General features: G+C 56.4%; 24 protein-coding genes. 9 read left to right on the top strand and 15 right to left on the bottom strand.

Annotated features, from left to right (window positions below; translation table 11 throughout):
* Nucleotides 1–75: 75 nt before the first annotated feature.
* The 11 genes from flgL to flgB all read right to left on the bottom strand — a co-directional run bounded on the left by flgL (nucleotide 76) and on the right by flgB (nucleotide 9,972).
* The gene (flgL, locus tag QMN93_RS17720) at nucleotides 76–1,029 is read right to left on the bottom strand and encodes a flagellar hook-associated protein FlgL (RefSeq protein WP_033145208.1); all 954 of its coding nucleotides are present in this window, start codon (nucleotides 1,027–1,029) and stop codon (nucleotides 76–78) included.
* 14 nt (nucleotides 1,030–1,043) lie between these two features.
* Nucleotides 1,044–2,684, bottom strand: coding sequence for a flagellar hook-associated protein FlgK (gene flgK, locus QMN93_RS17715; protein WP_182383313.1), 1,641 nt, complete (start codon nucleotides 2,682–2,684; stop codon nucleotides 1,044–1,046).
* Nucleotides 2,685–2,759: 75 nt separating this feature from the next.
* Complete coding sequence (gene flgJ / locus QMN93_RS17710; protein ID WP_033145206.1) at nucleotides 2,760–3,713, bottom strand: flagellar assembly peptidoglycan hydrolase FlgJ; 954 nt, start codon at nucleotides 3,711–3,713, stop codon at nucleotides 2,760–2,762.
* A complete protein-coding gene (locus tag QMN93_RS17705) occupies nucleotides 3,713–4,810 on the bottom strand; it encodes a flagellar basal body P-ring protein FlgI (protein WP_029740346.1) in 1,098 nt (365 codons plus the stop codon). The genes flgJ and QMN93_RS17705 overlap by 1 nt, the downstream gene beginning before the upstream one ends.
* Before the next feature lie 12 nt (nucleotides 4,811–4,822).
* The gene (gene flgH, locus QMN93_RS17700) at nucleotides 4,823–5,521 is read right to left on the bottom strand and encodes a flagellar basal body L-ring protein FlgH (protein ID WP_024909015.1); all 699 of its coding nucleotides are present in this window, start codon (nucleotides 5,519–5,521) and stop codon (nucleotides 4,823–4,825) included.
* Nucleotides 5,522–5,578: 57 nt separating this feature from the next.
* Nucleotides 5,579–6,361, bottom strand: a complete 783-nt coding sequence (flgG, locus tag QMN93_RS17695) for a flagellar basal-body rod protein FlgG (RefSeq protein WP_008500810.1) — start codon at nucleotides 6,359–6,361, stop codon at nucleotides 5,579–5,581.
* Between the two features lie 11 nt (nucleotides 6,362–6,372).
* The gene (locus QMN93_RS17690; protein ID WP_033145205.1) at nucleotides 6,373–7,128 is read right to left on the bottom strand and encodes a flagellar basal body rod protein FlgF; all 756 of its coding nucleotides are present in this window, start codon (nucleotides 7,126–7,128) and stop codon (nucleotides 6,373–6,375) included.
* A gap of 20 nt (nucleotides 7,129–7,148) precedes the next feature.
* A complete protein-coding gene (flgE, locus tag QMN93_RS17685; protein WP_064672275.1) occupies nucleotides 7,149–8,399 on the bottom strand; it encodes a flagellar hook protein FlgE in 1,251 nt (416 codons plus the stop codon).
* Nucleotides 8,400–8,425: 26 nt separating this feature from the next.
* A complete protein-coding gene (flgD, locus tag QMN93_RS17680) occupies nucleotides 8,426–9,136 on the bottom strand; it encodes a flagellar hook assembly protein FlgD (RefSeq protein WP_029740349.1) in 711 nt (236 codons plus the stop codon).
* A gap of 11 nt (nucleotides 9,137–9,147) precedes the next feature.
* Entirely contained in the window at nucleotides 9,148–9,552 is a 405-nt protein-coding gene (flgC, locus tag QMN93_RS17675) for a flagellar basal body rod protein FlgC (protein WP_008500814.1), read from the bottom strand.
* Between the two features lie 3 nt (nucleotides 9,553–9,555).
* A complete protein-coding gene (flgB, locus tag QMN93_RS17670) occupies nucleotides 9,556–9,972 on the bottom strand; it encodes a flagellar basal body rod protein FlgB (RefSeq protein ID WP_023311135.1) in 417 nt (138 codons plus the stop codon).
* Between the two features lie 157 nt (nucleotides 9,973–10,129).
* Between flgB and flgA the strand changes: the two genes are divergently transcribed.
* From flgA to flgN, 3 genes are all read left to right on the top strand, one after another.
* The gene (flgA, locus tag QMN93_RS17665) at nucleotides 10,130–10,789 is read left to right on the top strand and encodes a flagellar basal body P-ring formation chaperone FlgA (RefSeq protein ID WP_023311134.1); all 660 of its coding nucleotides are present in this window, start codon (nucleotides 10,130–10,132) and stop codon (nucleotides 10,787–10,789) included.
* 93 nt (nucleotides 10,790–10,882) lie between these two features.
* Nucleotides 10,883–11,176, top strand: coding sequence for a flagellar biosynthesis anti-sigma factor FlgM (gene flgM / locus QMN93_RS17660; RefSeq protein ID WP_023311133.1), 294 nt, complete (start codon nucleotides 10,883–10,885; stop codon nucleotides 11,174–11,176).
* A 4-nt stretch (nucleotides 11,177–11,180) separates the two neighbouring features.
* A complete protein-coding gene (gene flgN / locus QMN93_RS17655) occupies nucleotides 11,181–11,606 on the top strand; it encodes a flagella biosynthesis chaperone FlgN (protein WP_008500818.1) in 426 nt (141 codons plus the stop codon).
* A gap of 59 nt (nucleotides 11,607–11,665) precedes the next feature.
* On the opposite strand, the gene murJ is transcribed toward flgN, so the two are convergent.
* The 4 genes from murJ to rimJ form a co-directional block, all read right to left on the bottom strand.
* Nucleotides 11,666–13,201 (bottom strand): murein biosynthesis integral membrane protein MurJ, encoded by a 1,536-nt coding sequence (gene murJ / locus QMN93_RS17650; protein ID WP_023311131.1) that lies wholly within the window; start codon nucleotides 13,199–13,201, stop codon nucleotides 11,666–11,668.
* Between the two features lie 129 nt (nucleotides 13,202–13,330).
* Nucleotides 13,331–14,254 (bottom strand): Gfo/Idh/MocA family protein, encoded by a 924-nt coding sequence (locus QMN93_RS17645; RefSeq protein WP_064672273.1) that lies wholly within the window; start codon nucleotides 14,252–14,254, stop codon nucleotides 13,331–13,333.
* A gap of 2 nt (nucleotides 14,255–14,256) precedes the next feature.
* Nucleotides 14,257–14,913, bottom strand: coding sequence for a YceH family protein (locus QMN93_RS17640; protein WP_193139027.1), 657 nt, complete (start codon nucleotides 14,911–14,913; stop codon nucleotides 14,257–14,259).
* A gap of 9 nt (nucleotides 14,914–14,922) precedes the next feature.
* The gene (gene rimJ, locus QMN93_RS17635) at nucleotides 14,923–15,507 is read right to left on the bottom strand and encodes a ribosomal protein S5-alanine N-acetyltransferase (protein ID WP_008500822.1); all 585 of its coding nucleotides are present in this window, start codon (nucleotides 15,505–15,507) and stop codon (nucleotides 14,923–14,925) included.
* A 236-nt stretch (nucleotides 15,508–15,743) separates the two neighbouring features.
* Between rimJ and mdtH the strand changes: the two genes are divergently transcribed.
* The 6 genes from mdtH (at nucleotide 15,744) to solA (ending at nucleotide 20,893) form a co-directional block, all read left to right on the top strand.
* Nucleotides 15,744–16,952 (top strand): multidrug efflux MFS transporter MdtH, encoded by a 1,209-nt coding sequence (gene mdtH, locus QMN93_RS17630; RefSeq protein ID WP_064672272.1) that lies wholly within the window; start codon nucleotides 15,744–15,746, stop codon nucleotides 16,950–16,952.
* Nucleotides 16,953–17,075: 123 nt separating this feature from the next.
* Nucleotides 17,076–17,636 (top strand): lipoprotein, encoded by a 561-nt coding sequence (locus QMN93_RS17625; RefSeq protein WP_193139024.1) that lies wholly within the window; start codon nucleotides 17,076–17,078, stop codon nucleotides 17,634–17,636.
* A 126-nt stretch (nucleotides 17,637–17,762) separates the two neighbouring features.
* Complete coding sequence (gene pyrC, locus QMN93_RS17620; protein ID WP_193139022.1) at nucleotides 17,763–18,809, top strand: dihydroorotase; 1,047 nt, start codon at nucleotides 17,763–17,765, stop codon at nucleotides 18,807–18,809.
* 74 nt (nucleotides 18,810–18,883) lie between these two features.
* Nucleotides 18,884–19,129: a DNA damage-inducible protein I gene (dinI, locus tag QMN93_RS17615; protein ID WP_008500826.1), complete on the top strand. Its 246-nt coding sequence runs from the start codon at nucleotides 18,884–18,886 to the stop codon at nucleotides 19,127–19,129.
* A 274-nt stretch (nucleotides 19,130–19,403) separates the two neighbouring features.
* Nucleotides 19,404–19,658, top strand: coding sequence for a biofilm formation regulator BssS (gene bssS / locus QMN93_RS17610; protein WP_008500827.1), 255 nt, complete (start codon nucleotides 19,404–19,406; stop codon nucleotides 19,656–19,658).
* A gap of 116 nt (nucleotides 19,659–19,774) precedes the next feature.
* Entirely contained in the window at nucleotides 19,775–20,893 is a 1,119-nt protein-coding gene (gene solA, locus QMN93_RS17605) for an N-methyl-L-tryptophan oxidase (protein WP_193139020.1), read from the top strand.
* Nucleotides 20,894–20,911 lie beyond the last annotated feature (18 nt).

Below are 20,911 nucleotides of genomic sequence, written 5' to 3'. Positions count from 1 at the left end.
AAAAAATGCCCAATCCAGACGGATTGGGCAGTAAAACATGCCCAGTTTCAAGACATGTTCCAAGAGGTCAAGATGTTATTTGTTCAGCTGGAACAGAGACATGCCCTGCATATCGCTAAACGCTTTATAAGACGCCTGCAAGGCCGCCTGCTGCATGGTGTAAGAGGAAATCGCTTCGTTCCAGTCAACATCCACCAGGTCACTCATCTGCTTGGTCTGACCCAGCGCGCGGTCATCACCCAGCGTGTCGAGTTTTTCCAGCTCGTTCATCTTGGTTCCCACATCCGCAACGACCGTCAGGACATTGTTCTGGGAGTTTTTGATGCCGATTTGCGCATTGGCAATCACCTGGCTTTGCGCCGTTGCGGCAGCCGGATCGTTCTCAATCGGTGTCTTCAGCGAGGCAATAGCAGAATCCAGGATTTTGAACATGTTGGTCTGGCCATATCCACCGCCCGGCAGCTGTTCCGCATTACTGGTAATGCTTTCGAAAATTTGCTGTCCGGTATGGCTGATGGTCATATTTCGCGCCGTATCAACCTGCTGCGTGATGGCCTCAGCGCCGCCGTTATAATCCCCGGTCGCGGCATCAAACGGTGCGCTCTCGGTTTTGTATCCCGCAAAGATAAAGCGACCATTACCATCCGTCGTGTTAGCCAGGTTCATCAGCTGATCGCGGATCCCCTGAATATCGGTCGCCAGAGAAAGACGGTCGTCATCGCTTAATGTGCCGTTTGACGCATAAACGAGCTTCTCGCGCACGCTTGAGATCGCGGTGTTGACCTGGGTTAACACGTTATCTTCCAGCGAGACCTTCTGCGTTGCAAAGGTACGCGCGAGTGCGAACTGGCTGTTTTGCGACTGAGACTGTGACAGAACGATGGCCTGCGACGCGGCGATAGGATCGTCCGAAGGACGATTGACGCGCTTGCCGGTGGACATCTGCTCACCGTAGCTCAGCCATCTGCTCTGGGAATCGGTGATCCCACGCATGTTCTGCTCATACATCATCTGGGTGCTAATACGCATTGTTCACCTCAACCTTAACGAATGTTGATAATTGCATCGAAGAGCGTACTGGCAGTTTGTAGCACCTGGGCATTGGCCAGGTAATACTGCTGATAACGCTGCAAATTGCCATACTCTTCGTCGAGGTTTACCCCAGAGATGGTCTGCTGCTGCTTGATTAACTGCGTTTCCACGTTGGCTTTCGTCTGGCTACTCACCTTCAGTGACGCCGTTGAGCTACCGACGGTACTGACGAGAGAGGCATACGCATCGTTGAAGGTTTTGTTCCCCCCCACCACTTTGCCGTTTTGCAGATCGAGCAGTTTCTGGCCGTTACGGTTGTCACTTTCGCCGCCGTTCTGCACAGATGCCATCGCCAGTTTGGACTCGTCGCTGATCGCGAGATCCATGTTCATGATGACGTTGGAAACAGGCTTCACGGTAAAGCTGTCTTTGGTATTTGCCGTGCCGCTCACGTTGACGTTAAGGCCATCAAACGACAGATTGCCGCTGGCATCCGGGCTCATTGTAAAGCTGGTTTTGTCTGACGTGCGGGTGACCGTCCAGTCAGTGCCGTTAAACTGCAGCTTATAGTCTGTCGCCTGGACCTGTTTGCTGTCCGCCACAGACGCCGTAACAACGGCTGAACCGCCGTTCTTGCTGTTGGACAGAACCGCCGGAGAACCAAAGTTGAACAGCTTACCGCCCGCATCACCGTTCGCATCAAAACCGGCTTCATGCTGCGTGTTCATCGCATCGGCAAAGGCCAGCGCCATCTGGTTCAGGGTGTTACGCGCTTTATCCAGATCTTCCGTGCGGAAGGTCAGTAAACCGCCTAAAGAACCGGTGGTGATAAATTTCTCGGGGATCTCAATATTACCCGCCACGTCATCGACGTAGGCGATAGTCGTACGAGCCGGATCGGCGCTGGACTTCACGGCCGCCAGCTGGCTGGCTTTGCTGCCCTGCACCAGGCTGTAACCGTTGCCGAGAGAGATATTAAACGTGCCGCTATCCTGCACGGAGACTTCCACGCCCACGATTTTGTTCAGTTCAGTCACGAGCTGATCGCGCTGGTCGAGCAGATCGTTAGGCGATGCGCCCGCACCGACGCCGGTCAGACGGGAGATCTGATCGTTCAGGTTCGCAATCTGTTTGGCATAGTTGTTGATCTGAGACACGCTGGTCCCAATCGCGGTATTGACCTGCGTATCCTGGTCACGCAGATACTGATCGTTGGTTTTGAACTGATTGACCAGACCGCCCGCTTTACCCAGCACCGTCTGACGTGCTGCCGGGTCTTCCGCGTTGCTCACCAGGGTTTGCAGGCTTTTGAAGAAGTCCTGTAGGGTGGTGGAGAGCGAATTGGTGGTATCGGAGAGCACATCGTCAATTTTTGACATCTGCTGATAGCGCGTCGTCAGACCGCTGCTCTGCGTCTGCGCGGCGCGCAGCTGGTTGGTGATGAAGGCGTCATACTCACGCTGGACACCGGAGACATAAACCCCGTTACCCACCCAGCCACCGCCGGTCAGCGTGCTGTTAGATGCACCCAGCACCGTGGTCTGGCGGGTGTAACCTGCCACGTTATAGCTTGAAATATTATTACTGACGGTATTGAGTGCCGACTGCGCGGCACTGAGGCCACTCATGGCGCTGTTAATCAAACTGGACATGGGGGTTCCTTTTATACGTTCAGACACGAGTCCTGATGAAGGTTATCGGCAACCTCCACCGGGACTTGAGAACTTTCAGAACAGATTTTCAATATCTGTGCTATAGGCTTTGCTGACCTTCTCGCCCATGGATTTCAGCTGCTGGATCATGCTGGTGAGCTTGCGCGCATAGTTCGGGTCGGTCGCGTAGCCCGCGTTTTGTAAGGCCTGAGCGCCCTGCTCCGCCGTCGCCGCCTGCGTAACGGCGGTATAACGCGGATTGCGGCTCAGCAGGCCAACGTAATCGGACAATGCTTCCAGATAGGAGCTGTAGACGCGGAATTTTGCTTTGACCTTCACCGCCGCACCGTTCTCGTATTCGGTGGTCGTGATCTCCGTTGTTGGCCCCTTCCAGCTGGAGGTGGCCTTCACGCCGAAGATGTTGAAGCTCGGATCGCCGTTTTCCTTGCGGATCTGACGCTGGCCCCAGCCCGACTCCAGCGCGGCCTGCGCCAGAATCAGGTGATGCGGCACGCCGCTCTGTTCGCTGGCAAGGCGCGCGGGCAGAGAAAGCTGCGCCAGGAAGTCTTTGCTGTCACCGGAGAGCGGCTCATCGCCGCTGCCCGTGGCTTTTGGCATTGCTTTACGCACCATTTGCGTCAGAGCCTGGTTCTGATAACTGGTCACCGTTTCCAGGTCGAACTTCATCGGCACCTGCTGCGTCTGATCCTGAGGCTGAATGCCCTGCGCGGCTTCGGTCTGTTTCACAATCATGTCAGCCAGACCGAGGCCTTTACCGGCGGTCATCTGCTGCGCAATCTGCTGGTCATACATGCTGGTGTAGAGACGCGTTGAATCACTGCTGAACATCCCGTCTTTCGGCAGGGTTTCACGCATGCTTTTCAGCATCATCTGTACAAACATCCCTTCCACCTGGCGGGCGACCGGGCGGATATTCGCCGCCGGGTCTTTGCCTGCTTTGGTTTTCAGTTCGTTGAGCGACTGGGCGTCCCAGGCTGCACTGGTCAACAGTTTGCTATCGGTCAGCATTAGATGATTTCCAGTTTGGCGCGCAGGCAGCCCGCGCTTTGCATGGATTGCAGGATGGACATCAGATCCATCGGCGTTGCGCCCAGGGCGTTCAGGGCACGCACCACGCTGTTCAGGTTGGCGCTGGAGCGAACGCTCTGCAGCGACCCGCCGCTCTGACGCATATCAATCTGCGTTTGCGGCGTCACCACCGTCTGACCGCCACCAAATGGCGTATTCGGCTGGCTCACGTTCGCGGAGCGGTTTACCGTCACGGAGAGGTTACCCTGCGCCACGGCACAGCTGTCCAGCGACACTTCCCGGTTCATCACCACCGAGCCGGTACGGGAGTTGATGATCACTTTCGCATCCTGAACCGGAACGTTCACTTCCATATTCTGGATATCCGCCAGCATGCGCACCTGGTTGCTGCTGCCGGTGGAGGTGCGGATCTGCACGGTGCGCGCGTCGAGTGCCGTTGCATTACCGTAGCCGCGGCTGCGGTTGATGGTATCGGCAATTTGCTGCGCCATGGTGAAGTCTTCATTATTAAGCTGCAGGTTGATGGTGTTGCCCGCGCCAAACTGGGTCGGTAGTTCACGCTCAATGATCGCACCGTTGGTGATACGTCCACCGTTCAGCTGGTTCACCTGCACGCTGCTTCCGCCTGCGGATGCCCCCGCACCGCCAACCAGAATGTTCCCCTGCGCCAGCGCATAGACCTGGCTGTCAACGCCTTTCAGCGGGGTCATCAGCAGCGTACCGCCACGCAGGCTTTTGGCGTTACCCATTGAGGAGACCACTACATCAATGGTCTGCCCCTGACGCGCAAACGCCGGGTAGGATGCGGTGACCATTACCGCGGCCACGTTTTTCAGCTGCATGTTGGTTCCCGCCGGCACGGTAATGCCGAGCTGGGAAAGCATGTTGTTCAGGCTTTGGGTGGTGAACGGCGTCTGGGTCGTCTGGTCACCGGTACCATCCAGACCAACCACCAGGCCGTAGCCAATCAGGGAGTTTTCACGAACGCCCTGAACGCTGGTGAGGTCGCGAATACGGTCAGCCTGGGCAAATGTTGCCACCAGCGCGAGCGCCACGGCGAAGATCGATTTAAACATGGGTCACCTCGCTTACATCGGCGATAAATTAAGGAAGAAGCGCTGCAGCCAACCCATATTTTGCGCTTCATTGATATAGCCGTTACCGACGTACTCAATGCGCGCATCCGCCACCTGGGTGGACGGAACGGTGTTGGTGCCGCTGATGGTGCGAGGGTTAACCACGCCCGAGAAGCGAATGAATTCAGTGCCCTGGTTGATGGCGATCTGTTTTTCACCCACAACGTGCAAGTTGCCGTTAACCAGTACCTGGTCAACCGTGACCGTCAGCGTACCGCTGAAGGTGTTGCTGGCGTTCGCGCCGCCTTTGCCGTTAAAGGTATTACCGCCGGACGCGTTCACATCAGCACGCGCGTTGCCGAACAGCCCTTCGAGATAGCGTGGCACGGTATCGAAGCCAAAATTGGTTTTGCCATCGCGGCTGGCGTTCGCCGACGAGCTCTTGCTCGCGCTGACGTTTTCCTGCAGCACAATGGTCAATGTATCGCCGACGTTACGCGGGCGGCGATCTTCAAACAGCGGCTGATAGCCGTAATTAATCGGCTGCGCGGTCTGGAAAATGGAGCCATTTACCACTGGCGCGGGGCCAGGAACGGGTTGGGCAGTCGTCGCACCCTGGACCAATGGTTTAGACGGGATCAAAGCACACCCGCTGAGGGTGACAGCCAGAACAGTCAGTATCGGATAACGAAACGCCGCGTTTTTTTGCATTGCCTTCATCTTCGAAAACAGGGAGCCGGTGCGGCGTTTACCGCACCGGGCTACACCTTAGAGTTGCGTCAGTTTCTGCAGCATCTGGTCGGTCGTCGACACTGCTTTACTGTTAATTTCATACGCGCGCTGGACCTGGATCATATTCACCAGCTCTTCCGCCACGTTCACGTTGGACGTTTCAACATAACCCTGGTACAGCAGGCCCGCGCCGTTCAGGCCCGGGGTGCTCTCATTCGGCGTACCGGAGGATTGCGTTTCGGTGTAGAGGTTCTCACCAATGCTTTCCAGACCGGTATCGTTCATGAAGGTGGTCAGGTTGAGCTGCCCGACCTGAACCGGCGCGGCCTGTCCCTGCTGGGTCACGCTGACCACACCGTCGCGTCCGATGGTGATGCTCAGGGCATTCGCCGGGATAGTAATCGCAGGCTGAACCTGGAAACCGCCCGCCGTCACCAGCTGGCCGTTCTGATCGACCTGGAACGAACCGTCGCGGGTATAGGCAGAGGTCCCGTCAGGCAGCTGCACCTGGAAGAACCCCTGGCCTTTGATTGCCACGTCTTTACTGTTGTTGGTCTGAGACAGGTTGCCCTGGCTGTGCAGACGCTCGGTGGCCACCGGACGAACACCGGTACCGATCTGCAGACCCGACGGCAGCGTCGTCTGTTCAGAAGACTGCGCGCCCGGCTGGCGGATAGTTTGATAAAGCAAATCTTCGAAAACGGCACGCTGACGCTTGAAACCATTGGTGCTCACGTTTGCCAGGTTGTTGGCAATCACGTCCATATTGGTTTGCTGGGCGTCCAGGCCAGTTTTCGCGATCCATAAAGAACTGATCATAAGGAGTCCTGTTAACTCATAGCCAGAAGTTGGTTAGCCTTGCCCGCGTTTTCATCCACGCTGCTGATGATCTTCATCTGCATTTCAAAACGACGGGCGCTGGCAATCATGTCGGTCATGGCTTCGACCGGCTTTACGTTGCTGCCTTCCAGAACGCCGGACATCACGCGGATGCTCGGATCGGCCTGTAACGTGGCGCCACGCGTCGCCTGCGCCGCCTGGGTCAGACGGAACATGCCGTCGTCGCCGCGCTGCACGTCTTTGGCTTCCGCTTTCACCAGCTTCAGACGTCCGACGGGCGCAACGGTATTGGCCGGGTCGCCCGGGTTCAGCGCCGAAATGGTACCGTCCGCGGCGATAGTCAGCTCAGAGCCTTCCGGCACGGTCAGCGGACCCGCTTCCCCCATTACCGGATGACCCTGAATCGTCAGCTGGCCCGTCGCGCTCACCTGGATATTGCCGTTACGGGTATAGCCTTCGCTGCCGTCCGCAGTTTGCACCGCCAGCCAGCCGTCCTGCTGCAGGGCAACGTCCAGCGGGCGCGAGGTGTAGTCCATCTGCCCTGGCGTCATATCTGCGCCAGGGGTTGATGCCGTCACCAGCGTACGGGTCGGCAGGGACAGCCCTTCAACCGGCACCGCGCGCAGCGCGTTAAGCTGCGCGCGAAAGCCCGGCGTAGAGGCGTTTGCCAGGTTGCTGGCGGTAACGGCCTGCTGATTGAGCGTCTGACTTGCCGCGCCCATCGCGGTATATATTGCGTGATCCATTGCGCTTTCCTGTTAGCCGCTTAACGCAGGTTAACCAGCGTGTTGAGGATCTGGTCCTGGGTTTTGATGGTCTGCGCGTTCGACTGATAGTTACGCTGCGCGACGATCATGTTCACCAGTTCTTTACTCATATCCACGTTGGAGGCTTCCAGCGCGCCGTTGGTCAGCTTGCCGAAGTTACCGGTGCCTGCGGTACCCAGCAGCGCCACGCCGGAGGACTGAGTGGCAGACCAGACGTTGTCGCCTTCCGATTTCAGGCCTTCGTTGTTCGCGAAGTTTGCCAGCACGATCTGGCCCAGAACCTGAGACTGTTCGTTAGAGTAGCTGCCCACCACGGTGCCATCGTCGTTGATCTGGTAGCTCACCAGGTCGCCAGGCTTGTAGCCGTTCTGATTGGTTGCCACAACGCTGTTTGCACCGGTGTTCTGCTGCATGGAGTTCAGGAAGCTCAGGGAGAAGGTCGCCGCCGTCGCACCGCTGACAGAACCCGTGGTGATGTTAATGGCCGGCGTGGCGTTTGGCGTTGCGCTCAGTACACCCGCAGCGTCGTAGTTGTAGACACCCGCCAGGTTACCGTTCGCATCAAAGTTCATCTGCGCCGCTTTTGCTGCTGTAGAACCCGCAACGCTGCCGTCCTGAGTGTAAAGATCCCATTTATTGTTGGCCGTCTTCACGTAGTAGACGTACATGTTGTGGGCGTTACCCTGGCTGTCAAATACGGTCACGGTCCCTTTTTTGTTATAGGTATCCGGGTTGGTCGCATCGAACGGGGCAGTTTGAACGGGATCGGTTGAGTTCAGGTTGATCTGCTGCGTCGCGGTGGTGGTTGATTTCGCCGCCATCAGGGTATTCGGGATAGTAATCGCCTGAGGGTTTGCACCGGTCTGAACGGTTGGAGGCGTTCCAGCTACCGGGTAGCCCGTCAGCTGCATGCCCTGCATGTTAACCAGCGTACGGTTTTCGTCCAGCTTGAACTGGCCGTTACGGCTGTAGAACACAGAACCGTTGGAATCGACCATACGGAAGAAACCGTTCTGGCTGATAGCAACGTCCAGACCACGACCAGTGTTGGTGGTGGTACCGTCGGTAAAGTCCTGAGTGATGCCCGCAACTTTCACGCCCAGGCCGACTTTGGAACCGGCAAACATGTCCGCAAATGAAGCAGAACCGGATTTAAAACCATAGGTCGCGGAGTTGGCGATGTTGTTGCCAATGACGTCCAGGTTGGTGGCCGCAGCATTCAGGCCGCTGACCGCTTGAGAAAAGGCCATGACTTACTCCTGATAAGTGTTAAGGCTTAGATAATCTGCCGAACTTCGTCGAGTGTGGTGGAACCAGAGGTTCCCAAATCCAGTTTGTTGCCGTCGCTTCCTTTAATCACGCCCTGGACCAGCGCGAACTGCAGCGGCTGCGCCACCAGCTGGGTCGTCCCGTTGCTGGCGCTGATCGCTACTTTGTAAGAACCGTTTGGTGCTTTAGTGCCGTCGGTCAGGCTGCCATCCCACGTAAAGGTGTGAACGCCCGCCTTCAGCTCACCGATATCAATGGTGCGAACTACCACGTTATTGGCATCCATGATCGTTGCAGTGACCTTCTCAGCCGCCTGCTGGAGCTCAACGCCAAACGGCGTGGTGGTCGTTGTGGTGTTGCCTTCAGTGGTGCTGGTGCCCGCCAGAATCGTGGTTCCCGGGATCATCACCCCGTGGCCAATCAGGCTTGCCGCCTGCAGAGACTGGGCACTGTTGATCTGCCCGGAGACGGAGCCGAGGGTGGTGTTGAGTTTCTCAATGCCGCTCACGGTGCTGATCTGCGCAAGCTGCGTGGTCAGTTCGTTGTTCTGCATTGGGTTGGTGGGATCCTGGTTCTTAAGCTGCGCCACCAGCAGCGTCAGAAAGCTGCCCTGAAGATCGGAGGCATTGCTCCCGGTGAGGGAGTTAGAACCCGTCGTACTCTTGGTGTTATTAACACCCGAGTTCGTAGGATCATTCACATTTACGGCGATGGACATGCATGTCTCCTTTACTGGCCGAGAGTGAGCGTTTTGAGCATCATGCTCTTCACGGTATTCAGCACTTCAACGTTGGCCTGGTAGCTGCGGGAAGCCGACATGGAGTTCACCATCTCACCCACCACATCCACGTTTGGCATTTTCACGTATCCGCTGGCATCCGCGAGCGGGTTACCCGGCTCATACACCAGCCTGTCCGGCGCCTGGCTCTCTACCACATCAGACACCTTCACGCCGCCCGTCGCCGCGCCCGGCGCAGCATCGACCTGAAAGACAACCTGTTTGGCGCGATAAGGCTGGCCGTCTGGTCCGGTTACGCTGTCGGCGTTCGCCAGGTTACTGGCAGCCACGTTCAGGCGTTTGGACTGCGCGGTTAACGCCGAACCGGCAATATCAAAAATATTCAACAAGGCCATCTATCAGTTCCCCCCCTGCAGGACGTTCATCATGCCTTTGATTTGTCCGCCGAGTACGGTCAGGCCCGTCTGGTATTTCAGACTGTTATCGGCAAACTGGGTACGCTCCCGGTCCATATCCACGGTGTTACCGTCGAGTGAGGGCTGATCGGGAATGCGGTAAAGTAAATCGGTCGCTGGCGCGGTCATCGCCTGAGCAGGAATATGGCGAGAGGATGTCATGGCAAGTGCAACACCCGTTCCTTCGGCACGTCCACGCTCCATCACCTTTTTGAGTTCACTGGAAAAATCAATATCGCGCGCCTGAAACCCTGGGGTATCGGCGTTAGCGATGTTGGCGGCTAAAATCTCCTGCCGCTGGGCGCGTAAATTGAGCGCTTCCTGCTGAAAACGTAACGCGGCGTCGAGTTTATCGAGCATGTCTCCTCCGCTGATGGCAAAATTTCAGTTCACAGCTTAAATCTCACCCGGTCTCCCCTATCGACGGAATAAGCGCAAAATGCGTCGCTATTTATTGCGTTGATGCAAAACCACTGCAGGTAGAATTCATTCAACTCTGGAAACGGTGGAACTTGCGATGCAAACGTTAAAACGTGGCCTGGTGGCAACTTTCTTGCTCTTTAGCCCTCTGGTGCAGGCTGAAGGCTTACAGGATCGGCTGACGGCTTTTTTTGCTGAAAAGCTGGCGGGCTTTAGCGATGAGGTTAACGTTACCGTGCGCACCCCACCGAATCTGTACCCGACCTGTGACCAACCGTCATTCAGCGTGACGGGAACCACCCGGCTGTGGGGAAATGTGAACGTGCTGGCACGCTGCGCGAACGAAAAACGCTATTTACAGGTTGCAGTTCAGGCGACGGGCAATTATGTTGTCGCCGCCGTGCCCATTGCGCGCGGCAGCGTGCTGCAGACGAACAGCGTGACGTTAAAACGCGGCCGTCTGGACCAGCTGCCTCCACGCACCATGCTGGAAATGAACCAGGCACAGGACGCCGTCAGCCTGCGCGATGTCGCACCCGGCCAGCCGATACAGCTCTCAATGCTGCGTCAGTCATGGCGGGTAAAAGCGGGTCAACAGGTGATGGTGGTGGCCAACGGAGATGGCTTTAGCATCAACAGTGAAGGGAAAGCGTTAAACAATGCCGCGGTGGCGCAAAACGCCCGCGTCAGAATGTCCTCAGGCCAGGTGGTGAGCGGAACCGTCGATTCTGATGGGAATATTCTGATTAACCTATAATCTTTTTAAAGATTTCGCGGCGCGTGCCGATAAATATTCCACTAATGATGATGTCAGGCGCAAACGCCGCGAACCCTCGATGAGGACAACACTATGAGCATTGATCGTACATCAGCCCTGAAGCCGGTAAGCGCTGTACAACCTCGCGAAACGAATGACGCTCCTGCGCAGAAAACGCGTCTGGAAAAACCGTCAACGTCCAACAGCACCAGCGTGACCCTGAGCGACGCACAGGCAAAACTGATGCAGCCAGGCAGCAACGATATCAATATGGAACGTGTTGAAGCGCTGAAAACGGCTATTCGTAACGGTGAGCTGAAAATGGACACCAGCAAAATCGCTGACGCCCTGATTCAGGAAGCACAGAGTTTCTTACAGAGTAACTAACCGTATGAGTCGACTGTCAGAAATACTGGATCAAATGACGGTTGTTCTTAACGACCTGAAAACGGTAATGGACGCTGAACAGCAGCATCTCTCTTCCGGTCACATCAACGGCAGCGCGCTGCAGCGTATTACTGAAGATAAGAGTTCGCTACTGGCGACGCTGGATTATCTGGAGCAGCAGCGCCGCGCTGAGCAGGATCCTAAGCGTAGCGCCAATGACGATATTATTGAGCGCTGGCAAACCATTACCGAAAAAACCCAGCACCTGCGCGACCTTAACCAGCACAACGGCTGGCTACTGGAAGGTCAGATTGAGCGTAATCAGCAGGCGCTTGAGGTATTGAAACCGCATAAAGAAACCGGACTGTACGGTGCGGATGGTCAAACAGCGACTGCACGTATTGCGGGAGTTAAAAAGATTTCGATTTGACGCCTGTGCGACAAATCATGCAGCGGGGAGCACCATAAGGTGAACTCCCCTTTTGGCGTTTATGCCGTACGGCGGGCAAACTCTTTCACTTTGAACCCCAGCACCGCGAGCGTGGCAAAGTAAGCCACCACCCCGACGCCTACCACGGCCATCAGCCGCATCAGGCGATAAGGCATGGTGCCCAGGGACCACTCCGGCATCACGTACATCATGCCGAGCAGCGCGGCTGACATCACCAGTACCGCAACGATCAGACGTACCAGGAAACTTCCCCACCCCGGCTGCGGCGTGAAAATATCCTGCTTGCGCAGCTGCCAGTACAACAGCCCGGCATTCAGACAGGCCGCCAGACCAATAGACAGCGACAGACCGGCATGCTTCAGCGGACCAATAAACGCCAGGTTCATCAGCTGGGTCATAATCAGCGTCACGATGGCAATTTTCACCGGCGTTTTGATGTCCTGACGCGAGTAGAACCCGGGCGCCAGCACCTTGACGACGATCAGCCCCATCAAGCCGACCGAGTAGGCAATCAGAGCGCGCTGGGTCATAGCGGCATCGAAGGCGGTGAATTTCCCGTACTGGAAGAGCGACACCGTCAGCGGTTTGGCCAGAATGCCCAGCGCCACCGCGCTTGGCAGGGCCAGCAGGAAGCAGAGACGTAACCCCCAGTCCATCAGGCGGCAATATTCATCATGGTTGCCGCTGGCGAAACTTTTCGACAGCGACGGCAGCAGGATGGTCCCCAGCGCCACGCCCAGCACCCCGGACGGGAACTCCATCAGACGGTCGGCGTAGTACATCCAGGAAACCGAGCCGGACACGAGGAAAGAGGCAAAGATGGTGTTGATGATAAGCGAGATCTGGCTGACGGAGACGCCGAGAATAGCGGGCCCCATCTGCTTGATCACGCGCATCGCCCCGGCATCTTTGAGATTGATGCGCGGCAGCACCAGCATGCCGATTTTTTTCAGATGCGGCAGCTGGTACGCCAGCTGCAGCACGCCGCCGACGGTGACCGCCCAGGCCAGCGCCAGCACCGGCGGGTTGAAGTGCGGCGCGGCGAACAGGGCAAAACCGATCATGCTGACGTTGAGAAACGTTGGCGCAAACGCCGGGACAGAGAAGCGGTTCCAGGTGTTCAGGATCGCCCCCACCAGCGAGGCCAGCGAGATGAGCAGAATATAGGGGAAAGTAATGCGCAGCAGCTGCGAGGTCAGCGCAAATTTGTCAGCCGTATCGGCAAAACCGGGCGCGGTCACCATAATCACCCAGGGCGCGGCCAGCATCCCGAGTACGGTCACCACCGCCAAAGCCAGCGTCAGCAGCCCGGAGACATAAGAAACAAAGACGCGCGTCGCGTCTTCACCCTGCTTGCTTTTATATTCCGCCAGAATGGGCACGAATGCCTGGGAAAACGCCCCTTCAGCAAAAATACGACGCAGCAGGTTCGGCAATTTGAACGCGACGAAAAAGGCGTCCGTGGCCATCCCTGCACCAAATACCCTTGCCACAATGGCGTCGCGCGCAAAACCCAGCACGCGGGAAAACATGGTCATCGAGCTGACGGCCGCCAGCGATTTTAATAAGTTCATTAACGTGAATTTCCAGAACCATACGGATTTGTAGGCCGAGTCAGCGTAAGCGCCACCCGGCAAAGCCAACAAGCGGCGCTTAGTCTAACCGGATTTCAACGAATTACTATCCGCAGATGTTACAGCGAGTTATTCGCTCATGGCATCGCGCCAGAGCCTTTCCACAATGCGCTGCGCCAGAATGGCCTGCTCGCCGGACGTTTCAGGAACCGTCTGATTTTGCACGCAGGTGATAAAGTGGCGGGCGCATCCTGCGAAACCGCGCTGCTCGAGGGTGCTCTGCCAGCCTGGCGCCGGGAGCGTCACCACGCCGTTGCCCTTCTCTTCCCGCCACTCGCGCATGTCCGTAATGTCGTACAGCGCGCCCTCGGTCACTGCCTGCACGGATTCACGCTGACTTCCCGCCCGACGGTGCATGCTGGTGGTAATCTGAAGATGCTCAACGGCGAAGTGGTGTTCCGCGTAGACCATCTGCCCCTGGTCATTCGTTAACAGGGTACCGCTCTTCAGCTGCGCATGGCCGTTGCTCAGCCACAGCGCCGTATCCACAACGTGCAGATAATCATCCAGAAGGGTGAAGCGCAGATCGTTTGGCCCAATGCTGTCGGTGCGGTGTTTATCCATCCGCAGCGAGGCGAGCGTGTCCGACTGCGCCTTCAGCTGCTGGTAAAGCGGCGCAAAGCGGCGGTTGAAGCCCACCATCAGCGTCAGTTTTTTGCGCGCGGCCAGCTCAATCAGCCGTTCGGCATCCTGAACATTTTCCGCCAGCGGCTTATCCACGCAGACGTGAACCCCCGCATTGAGCAGCTCGCTTACCACCTGATAGTGGGTTGCCGTTGAGGTATGCACAAAAACAGCATCACACTCGCGGGCCAGATCCTGCAGAGAGGCAGCATACGGAATGCGCCAGGTTTCGCAGATACGTTCTGCCTTTTCTCGGGTGGGTGACCATGCCCCTTGCAGGGTCCAGTCCGTTGCTGCACCTAAAACAGGCAGCCAGGCTTTTTGCGCGATGCCGCCGAGCCCCACCACGCCTACGCGTAATTTTTTCACCGTCAGTCTCCCAGATGTGCCAGCAACGCATCCAGGCGCTGTTTCAGCCCGGCGACCTCGTCTTCCAGCGCTTCTACGCGCGCGGCAAGAGTGTCATTGCTTGCTGAGGATCCCGCGTCGCTCTCCACGGTAGCGGTAGCGACATCGACGTCGCCGCTGAACAGATGCATATAGCGGCTTTCACGTTTGCCCGGCTCGCGCGCCAGACGCACCACGTATGGGCTATCTTCACGTGAGGCCAGCCCTTCCAGGGTCTGCTCAACTTCCTGCATATCGCTGAACTCATGCATACGGGAAGCGCGCGTGCGCAACTCTCCCGGCGTCTGCGCCCCGCGCAGCAACAGCGTGGTGATGACCGCCACTTCCGCACTGCTCAGCTTCAGGTCGCCGAATTCGGAGTTACAGAAGCGCTGTTCGTATTTGGTCACGCGGTTGCCGAAGCCGCTGACGGTGCGCAGGTAGTGGCGTTTTACCAGCGCATCCAGCACGTCCTGAACCTCATGCTCGCTGAGGTTCATCACCGGCTCGCGGTTGGTCTTCTGGTTGCAGGCCATGGTCACGGCGTTGACGGAGAGCGGATACTGCTCCGGCGTGGTAACCTGTTTTTCGAGTAAGCACCCAATCACGCGCGCTTCTGTACCGTTTAGCTGATACTTCATCTTTTCTCCTTAACGACCTGCGGTCCAGTCCCGGGTGGTTAACGCCGTCAGAACGTGGTCGCGCCACTCTCCGTCTATCAGCAGATAGTCTTTGGCGTAACCCTCTTTCTCGAACCCTAAGCGGGCCAGCAAATTGCCGCTGCGCTGATTATGCGGCATATAGTTCGCCATAATGCGATGGATATGCTGCGTGCGTTGCATATAGCGGATCGCCACCGTTAACGCCTCGTACATCAGCCCCTGCCCCTGCCATTTCTGGCCGATGGAGTAGCCAAGGTAGCAGGCGTGAAACGACCCGCGCACCACGTTTGAAAAGTTGGCGATCCCGATAATCTCTTTTTCTTCAGGATCCAGCAGCGCGAAATAAAACGCGCTGCCCTGCTTGTGAAATTCCGTAATCATGCTGAGGCGCGCCTGCCAGCCGGAAGGGTAACAATGGCTCTCATCCCGAACGGGTTCCCAGGGTTTTAAAAACTGGCGATTCTCGGCGTAATAATCCGCCAGACGCCAGGCATCACGCTCATGCACCAGACGAACGACCAGCCGGTCCGTTGTCAGACGCACTTTTGGCACATTGCTGCGATAGCCAAACATCGATACCACTCCTTCCCGTCACTTCTGCTGACCCATTAGCTTTACTATACCTGCGCCTGTGCCGTCTGTGAAAACAGTGACATACCATTTTCACCTCTTTTCACATTTTTCGATGAGAACTCTCTATCAAAGCACCCTTTTGATAAAAAAATATTGTCACCCCCGGGGGTGGGAAAAAACGCGGCGACACCGCAGAATGTTAGCGTGCTCACCTTCTTATTTTCCCTGGAGGGAAAATGTCCCGCGTATCACAGGCCAGGAGCCTGGGTAAATATTTCCTGCTCGTCGATAACATGCTGGTCGTGCTCGGCTTTTTTGTCGTTTTTCCGCTGATATCGATCCGCTTTGTCGATCAGATGGGCTGGGCGGCATTAATGGTTGGCATTGCCCTGGGGCTACGCCAGTTTGTCCAGCAGGGCCTGGGCGTCTTTGGCGGGGCCATCGCTGACCGCTTCGGCGCTAAACCGATGATCGTTACCGGTATGCTGCTGCGCGCGGCAGGCTTTGCCACGATGGCGGTCGCCCAGGAGCCCTGGCTGCTCTGGTTCTCCTGTTTCCTCTCCGGTATCGGCGGCACGCTGTTCGATCCGCCACGCACCGCGCTAGTGGTAAAGCTTATTCGCCCCCAGCACCGCGGCCGTTTCTTCTCGATTCTGATGATGCAGGACAGTGCAGGGGCGGTTATCGGCGCCCTGCTGGGAAGCTGGCTGCTGCAGTATGACTTCCGTCTGGTCTGCGCCGCTGGGGCGGTGCTCTTTATTCTGTGCGCGCTGTTCAATGGCCTGTTCCTGCCCGCCTGGAAACTGTCGACGGTCAAAGCGCCGGTCCGGGAAGGGCTTGACCGCGTCCTGCGCGACAGGCGTTTTGTCACCTATGTGTTGACCCTGACGGGCTACTACATGCTGGCTGTGCAGGTCATGCTGATGCTGCCGATCATGGTTAACGACATCGCGGGGACCCCTGCAGCCGTTAAATGGATGTACGCCATCGAAGCCTGCCTGTCGTTAACGCTGCTTTATCCGATTGCCCGCTGGAGCGAACGGCGTTTTCGTCTGGAGCATCGCCTGATGGCCGGTCTGTTCCTGATGACGCTGAGCATGATGCCGATCGGCCTGGTGAACTCTCTCCAGCAGCTGTTTACGCTGATTTGCACGTTCTATATTGGCTCGATCATCGCCGAACCTGCCCGTGAAACGCTGAGCGCCTCGCTTGCGGATGCGCGTGCGCGCGGCAGCTATATGGGGTTCAGCCGGCTGGGGCTGGCGCTTGGCGGCGCATTAGGTTACGCGGGTGGCGGCTGGTTGTTTGATGCCGGCAAAGCGTTTAACCAGCCCGAACTCCCGTGGATGATGCTCGGCGCGGTGGGTTTTATGACGCTCCTTGCTCTGTGGTGGCAGTTCAGCCCGAAACGCAGCGCGAGCGGTATGCTCGAGCCTGGCGCGTAGCCTTTCCCTCGGGCGGGAGCCCCTCCCGCCCCACTTCTCAGTTTTTTCTGCTGGTTTCTGCCAATTCACACTGACATACTGGCGCAACAGGACAGAAGCGCCGATTTTTCGTTGAGGAACACTATGAAGAAAATTGTCTTTGCCGCGGCATTAGTTGTCAGCGGTCTGCTGGTTGGCTGTAACCAGCTCACGCAATATACCGTCAGTGAACAGGAAATTAATCAGGCGCTGGAAAAACATAACAATTTCTCTAAAGACATTGGCGTGCCGGGTCTGGCGGACGCGCATATCGTCCTTACGAACCTGACCAGCCAGATCGGACGTGAAGAGCCAAACAAAGTCACCCTGGCCGGTGATGCGGATCTCGATATGTCATCCCTCTTTGGCAATCAGAAGGCCAACATCAAGCTCAAGCTGAAGGCCCTGCCCGTTTTCAACAAAGAGAAAGGGGCGATTTTCCTGCAGGAGATGGAAGTCGTCGATGCGCAGGTGACGCCGGACAAGATGGCACCGGTTCTGCAAACCCTGATGCCCTATCTGAACCAGTCGCTGCGTAATTACTTTAACCAGCAGCCCGCGTACGTCTTAAGCGAAGACAAAAGCAAGGGTGAAGCTCTGGCGAAAAAATATGCAAAAGGTATAGAGGTGAAACCGGGAGAAATTATCATTCCTTTCACCGATTAACCTGAAGGGCGCTGCGGCGCCCTTTTTTTTACGGAAAAGTGTGCAAACGAAAACGTTTCCGCTTATGATTTGTGTCCGGCAAAAACAGCCATCCTTATGACTGATTCCTGACAAGCCGGAGCTTCCATGACTGCACAACCCCAGGTTCTTAAAATCCGCCGCCCTGACGACTGGCATATCCATCTGCGTGATGGCGATATGCTGAAAACCGTCGTGCCTTATACCAGCGAAATTTATGGCCGCGCGATTGTCATGCCTAACCTGGTTCCACCAGTCACCACCGTCGATGCCGCGATGGCCTATCGCCAGCGCATCCTGGATGCCGTTCCTGCGGGACACGATTTTACCCCGTTGATGACCTGCTATCTTACCGACTCGCTGGATCCGAACGAAGTGGAGCGCGGGTTTAACGAAGGCGTATTTACGGCGGCGAAACTCTACCCGGCAAATGCCACCACCAACTCCAGCCACGGCGTCACCAGCATTGATGCCATCATGCCGGTTCTGGAACGCATGCAGAAACTGGGCATGCCGCTGCTGGTCCATGGTGAAGTCACGCATGCCGAGATTGACATCTTCGACCGTGAAGCCCGCTTTATCGAGACCGTGATGGAGCCTCTGCGCCAGCGCCTGCCCGCGCTTAAAGTGGTCTTTGAGCATATCACCACCAAAGACGCGGCAGAGTATGTACGCGACGGCAACGATCTTATCGCCGCGACCATTACGCCACAGCACCTGATGTTTAACCGTAACCACATGCTGGTGGGCGGGGTGCGTCCTCACCTGTACTGTCTGCCTATTCTCAAGCGCAACATCCACCAGCAGGCGCTGCGCGAGCTGGTTGCCAGCGGGTTCTCCCGCGCGTTCCTCGGCACCGATTCCGCACCTCACGCCCGCCACCGCAAAGAGGCGAGCTGCGGCTGTGCAGGCTGCTTCAACGCCCCAACGGCACTGGCCAGCTACGCGACCGTCTTTGAAGAGATGAACGCGCTCGAACATTTTGAAGCGTTCTGCTCCCTTAACGGCCCGCGCTTCTACGGCCTGCCGGTCAACGACACCTTCATCGAACTGGAGCGTAAAGCGAGCCACGTTGAGGAGTCCATTGCGCTGACGGATGACACGCTGATCCCATTCCTGGCGGGCGAAACCGTTAACTGGGCGGTAAAACGTTAAAAAATCAATGCCCCTTGTTGTCAAACCGATAATATACCTGTATAAATAAACAGTATATTACACAGGGGGCATTTATGCGTATTGAAGTCACCATAGCCAAAACAACTGTTCTGCCTGCCGGCGCGCTTGATGCACTGGCAGGCGAATTATCCCGCCGTATTAACAACACCTTTCCCGACAACGCGGGTGCCGTAACGGTGCGTTACGCCGCGGCGAACAACCTCTCCGTCATCGGTGCTGCGAAAGAAGATAAAGATCGCATCAGCGAAATCCTGCAGGAAACGTGGGAAAGCGCAGACGACTGGTTTATCACAGATTAACACTGCTCCCTCATTGTGTTTTTTTGCCGGGTCGCCCCGGCTTTTTTTTGTCTAAAAATCCTGCAAGTTCAAATTAATTCGGCATCTTCTTTAAAAATCGTGAACGAGATGGTGTTTTATTGTTCGAACAATCCTAAAAAGCAGAAAAATGTGTTGCCACCTGTTTATTTTTCCCGTTGGAACCCTTATTACTTGGTATACTGAAGATGCTTTCAGAAAAACATGCATTGAACCTCAGAGCCGTTGTCTTCTAACACGCATTAAGGGGGTTATAATGGAAAAGAATAGTGAAGTGATCCAGACCCATCCACTGGTTGGCTGGGATATCAGTACCGTAGATAGCTACGATGCGCTGATGCTGCGTTTGCACTACCAGACCCCGAATCAACTCAACCGTGAAGAAGCGGAAGTTGGACAGACGCTGTGGCTAACAACAGACGTCGCCCGTCAGTTTATTTCTATTTTAGAGGCAGGTATTGCAAAAATAGAATCTGGCGACTATCAGGAAAATGAGTATAAACGGCACTAAGCTTATGCCCACTTTTCTCTCAACAGGCACCCTCGCGGTGCCTTATTTATTTCTCCCTTGTCTAACCCCACGTTGTTAATTACTCTGCTAACAAAACATCAGTTTACGAGATGCATATGAGATACGACTTAATCATTATTGGTAGCGGCTCCGTGGGTTCCGCCGCCGGTTATTACGCAACACAGGCAGGTCTGAAGGTCCTGATGATCGATGCCCACCTTCCTCCTCATTCTGAGGGCAGCCATCATGGCGATACCCGTCTCATGCGCCATGCGTATGGAGAAGGCGAGCGCTATGTGCCGCTGGTGCTTCGCGCCCAGACGCTGTGGGATGAACTGGCGACACAGACCGAAGAGCGTATTTTCGAGCGTACCGGCGTCATCAACCTTGGCCCTGCTCATTCTGATTTTCTCGCCGGCGTCGAGCGCAGCGCAAAAGCCTTTAATCTGGATGTTGAGAAGCTGGACGCAACGGGCATTACCGCGCGCTGGCCTGAAATTACCGTCCCGGACGATTACATCGGCCTCTTTGAAGCCCACTCCGGCGTGCTGCATTGTGAAACGGCAATCAAAACCTGGATCGATCTTGCCGCTAAGGCCGGCTGTGCGCAGCTGTTTAACTGTCCGGTGGAGGCCATCACCCATGACGAGAATGGCGTCACGGTAACGACTCTTGACGGCGACTATTCAGCGTCCCGCCTGCTCGTCAGCGCAGGAACCTGGGTCACTCGCCTGCTGCCGGAACTGCCAATCCAGCCGGTGCGGAAGGTCTTCTCCTGGTTCCAGTCGGATGGTCGCTACAGCGCGCAGAATAAATTCCCGGCCTTCACCGGCGAATTGCCGAATGGCGATCAGTTCTACGGTTTCCCTTCCGAGAAAGACGCGCTGAAAATCGGTAAACACAACGGTGGCCAGGCGATCGCCTCCCCTGAAGAGCGTAAGCCTTTTGGCGCCTATCCACAGGATGGTTCGGAAGCCTTCTCGTTCCTGCGAACTATCCTTCCGGGCGTCGGTGGCTTGCTGTATGGCGCGGCCTGTACCTACGACAACACGCCGGATGAAGACTTCATCATTGATACCCTGCCAGGGCATGACAACGTCCTGCTAATCACCGGGCTGAGCGGTCACGGCTTTAAGTTCGCTTCCGTGCTGGGCGAGTTTGCCGCGCAGTTTGCCCAGGGCATCACGCCGCAGTTTGATCTGACGCCCTTCTCGCTCTCGCGTTTTAACGGATAATCCGCACGGGCTCCGGAG

It is taken from the genome of Enterobacter sp. R-1.6.2 (assembly GCF_035064085.1).
Lineage (GTDB): Bacteria > Pseudomonadota > Gammaproteobacteria > Enterobacterales > Enterobacteriaceae > Enterobacter > Enterobacter asburiae_B.
This window is presented reverse-complemented; position numbering and strand designations above follow the sequence as displayed.

Excerpts from the sequence above, each read along its gene's own strand:
- murJ (WP_023311131.1), bottom strand. The coding sequence starts at position 13,201 with ATGAACTTATTAAAATCGCTGGCGGCCGTCAGCTCGATGACCATGTTT.
- QMN93_RS17625 (WP_193139024.1), top strand. The coding sequence starts at position 17,076 with ATGAAGAAAATTGTCTTTGCCGCGGCATTAGTTGTCAGCGGTCTGCTG.
- mdtH (WP_064672272.1), top strand. The coding sequence starts at position 15,744 with ATGTCCCGCGTATCACAGGCCAGGAGCCTGGGTAAATATTTCCTGCTC.
- flgB (WP_023311135.1), bottom strand. The coding sequence starts at position 9,972 with ATGCTCGATAAACTCGACGCCGCGTTACGTTTTCAGCAGGAAGCGCTC.
- bssS (WP_008500827.1), top strand. The coding sequence starts at position 19,404 with ATGGAAAAGAATAGTGAAGTGATCCAGACCCATCCACTGGTTGGCTGG.
- dinI (WP_008500826.1), top strand. The coding sequence starts at position 18,884 with ATGCGTATTGAAGTCACCATAGCCAAAACAACTGTTCTGCCTGCCGGC.
- flgD (WP_029740349.1), bottom strand. The coding sequence starts at position 9,136 with ATGTCCATCGCCGTAAATGTGAATGATCCTACGAACTCGGGTGTTAAT.
- flgL (WP_033145208.1), bottom strand. The coding sequence starts at position 1,029 with ATGCGTATTAGCACCCAGATGATGTATGAGCAGAACATGCGTGGGATC.
- pyrC (WP_193139022.1), top strand. The coding sequence starts at position 17,763 with ATGACTGCACAACCCCAGGTTCTTAAAATCCGCCGCCCTGACGACTGG.
- QMN93_RS17705 (WP_029740346.1), bottom strand. The coding sequence starts at position 4,810 with ATGTTTAAATCGATCTTCGCCGTGGCGCTCGCGCTGGTGGCAACATTT.
- flgA (WP_023311134.1), top strand. The coding sequence starts at position 10,130 with ATGCAAACGTTAAAACGTGGCCTGGTGGCAACTTTCTTGCTCTTTAGC.
- flgJ (WP_033145206.1), bottom strand. The coding sequence starts at position 3,713 with ATGCTGACCGATAGCAAACTGTTGACCAGTGCAGCCTGGGACGCCCAG.
- flgC (WP_008500814.1), bottom strand. The coding sequence starts at position 9,552 with ATGGCCTTGTTGAATATTTTTGATATTGCCGGTTCGGCGTTAACCGCG.
- flgM (WP_023311133.1), top strand. The coding sequence starts at position 10,883 with ATGAGCATTGATCGTACATCAGCCCTGAAGCCGGTAAGCGCTGTACAA.
- flgN (WP_008500818.1), top strand. The coding sequence starts at position 11,181 with ATGAGTCGACTGTCAGAAATACTGGATCAAATGACGGTTGTTCTTAAC.
- QMN93_RS17640 (WP_193139027.1), bottom strand. The coding sequence starts at position 14,913 with ATGAAGTATCAGCTAAACGGTACAGAAGCGCGCGTGATTGGGTGCTTA.
- flgE (WP_064672275.1), bottom strand. The coding sequence starts at position 8,399 with ATGGCCTTTTCTCAAGCGGTCAGCGGCCTGAATGCTGCGGCCACCAAC.
- flgK (WP_182383313.1), bottom strand. The coding sequence starts at position 2,684 with ATGTCCAGTTTGATTAACAGCGCCATGAGTGGCCTCAGTGCCGCGCAG.
- flgH (WP_024909015.1), bottom strand. The coding sequence starts at position 5,521 with ATGCAAAAAAACGCGGCGTTTCGTTATCCGATACTGACTGTTCTGGCT.
- flgG (WP_008500810.1), bottom strand. The coding sequence starts at position 6,361 with ATGATCAGTTCTTTATGGATCGCGAAAACTGGCCTGGACGCCCAGCAA.
- rimJ (WP_008500822.1), bottom strand. The coding sequence starts at position 15,507 with ATGTTTGGCTATCGCAGCAATGTGCCAAAAGTGCGTCTGACAACGGAC.
- QMN93_RS17690 (WP_033145205.1), bottom strand. The coding sequence starts at position 7,128 with ATGGATCACGCAATATATACCGCGATGGGCGCGGCAAGTCAGACGCTC.
- solA (WP_193139020.1), top strand. The coding sequence starts at position 19,775 with ATGAGATACGACTTAATCATTATTGGTAGCGGCTCCGTGGGTTCCGCC.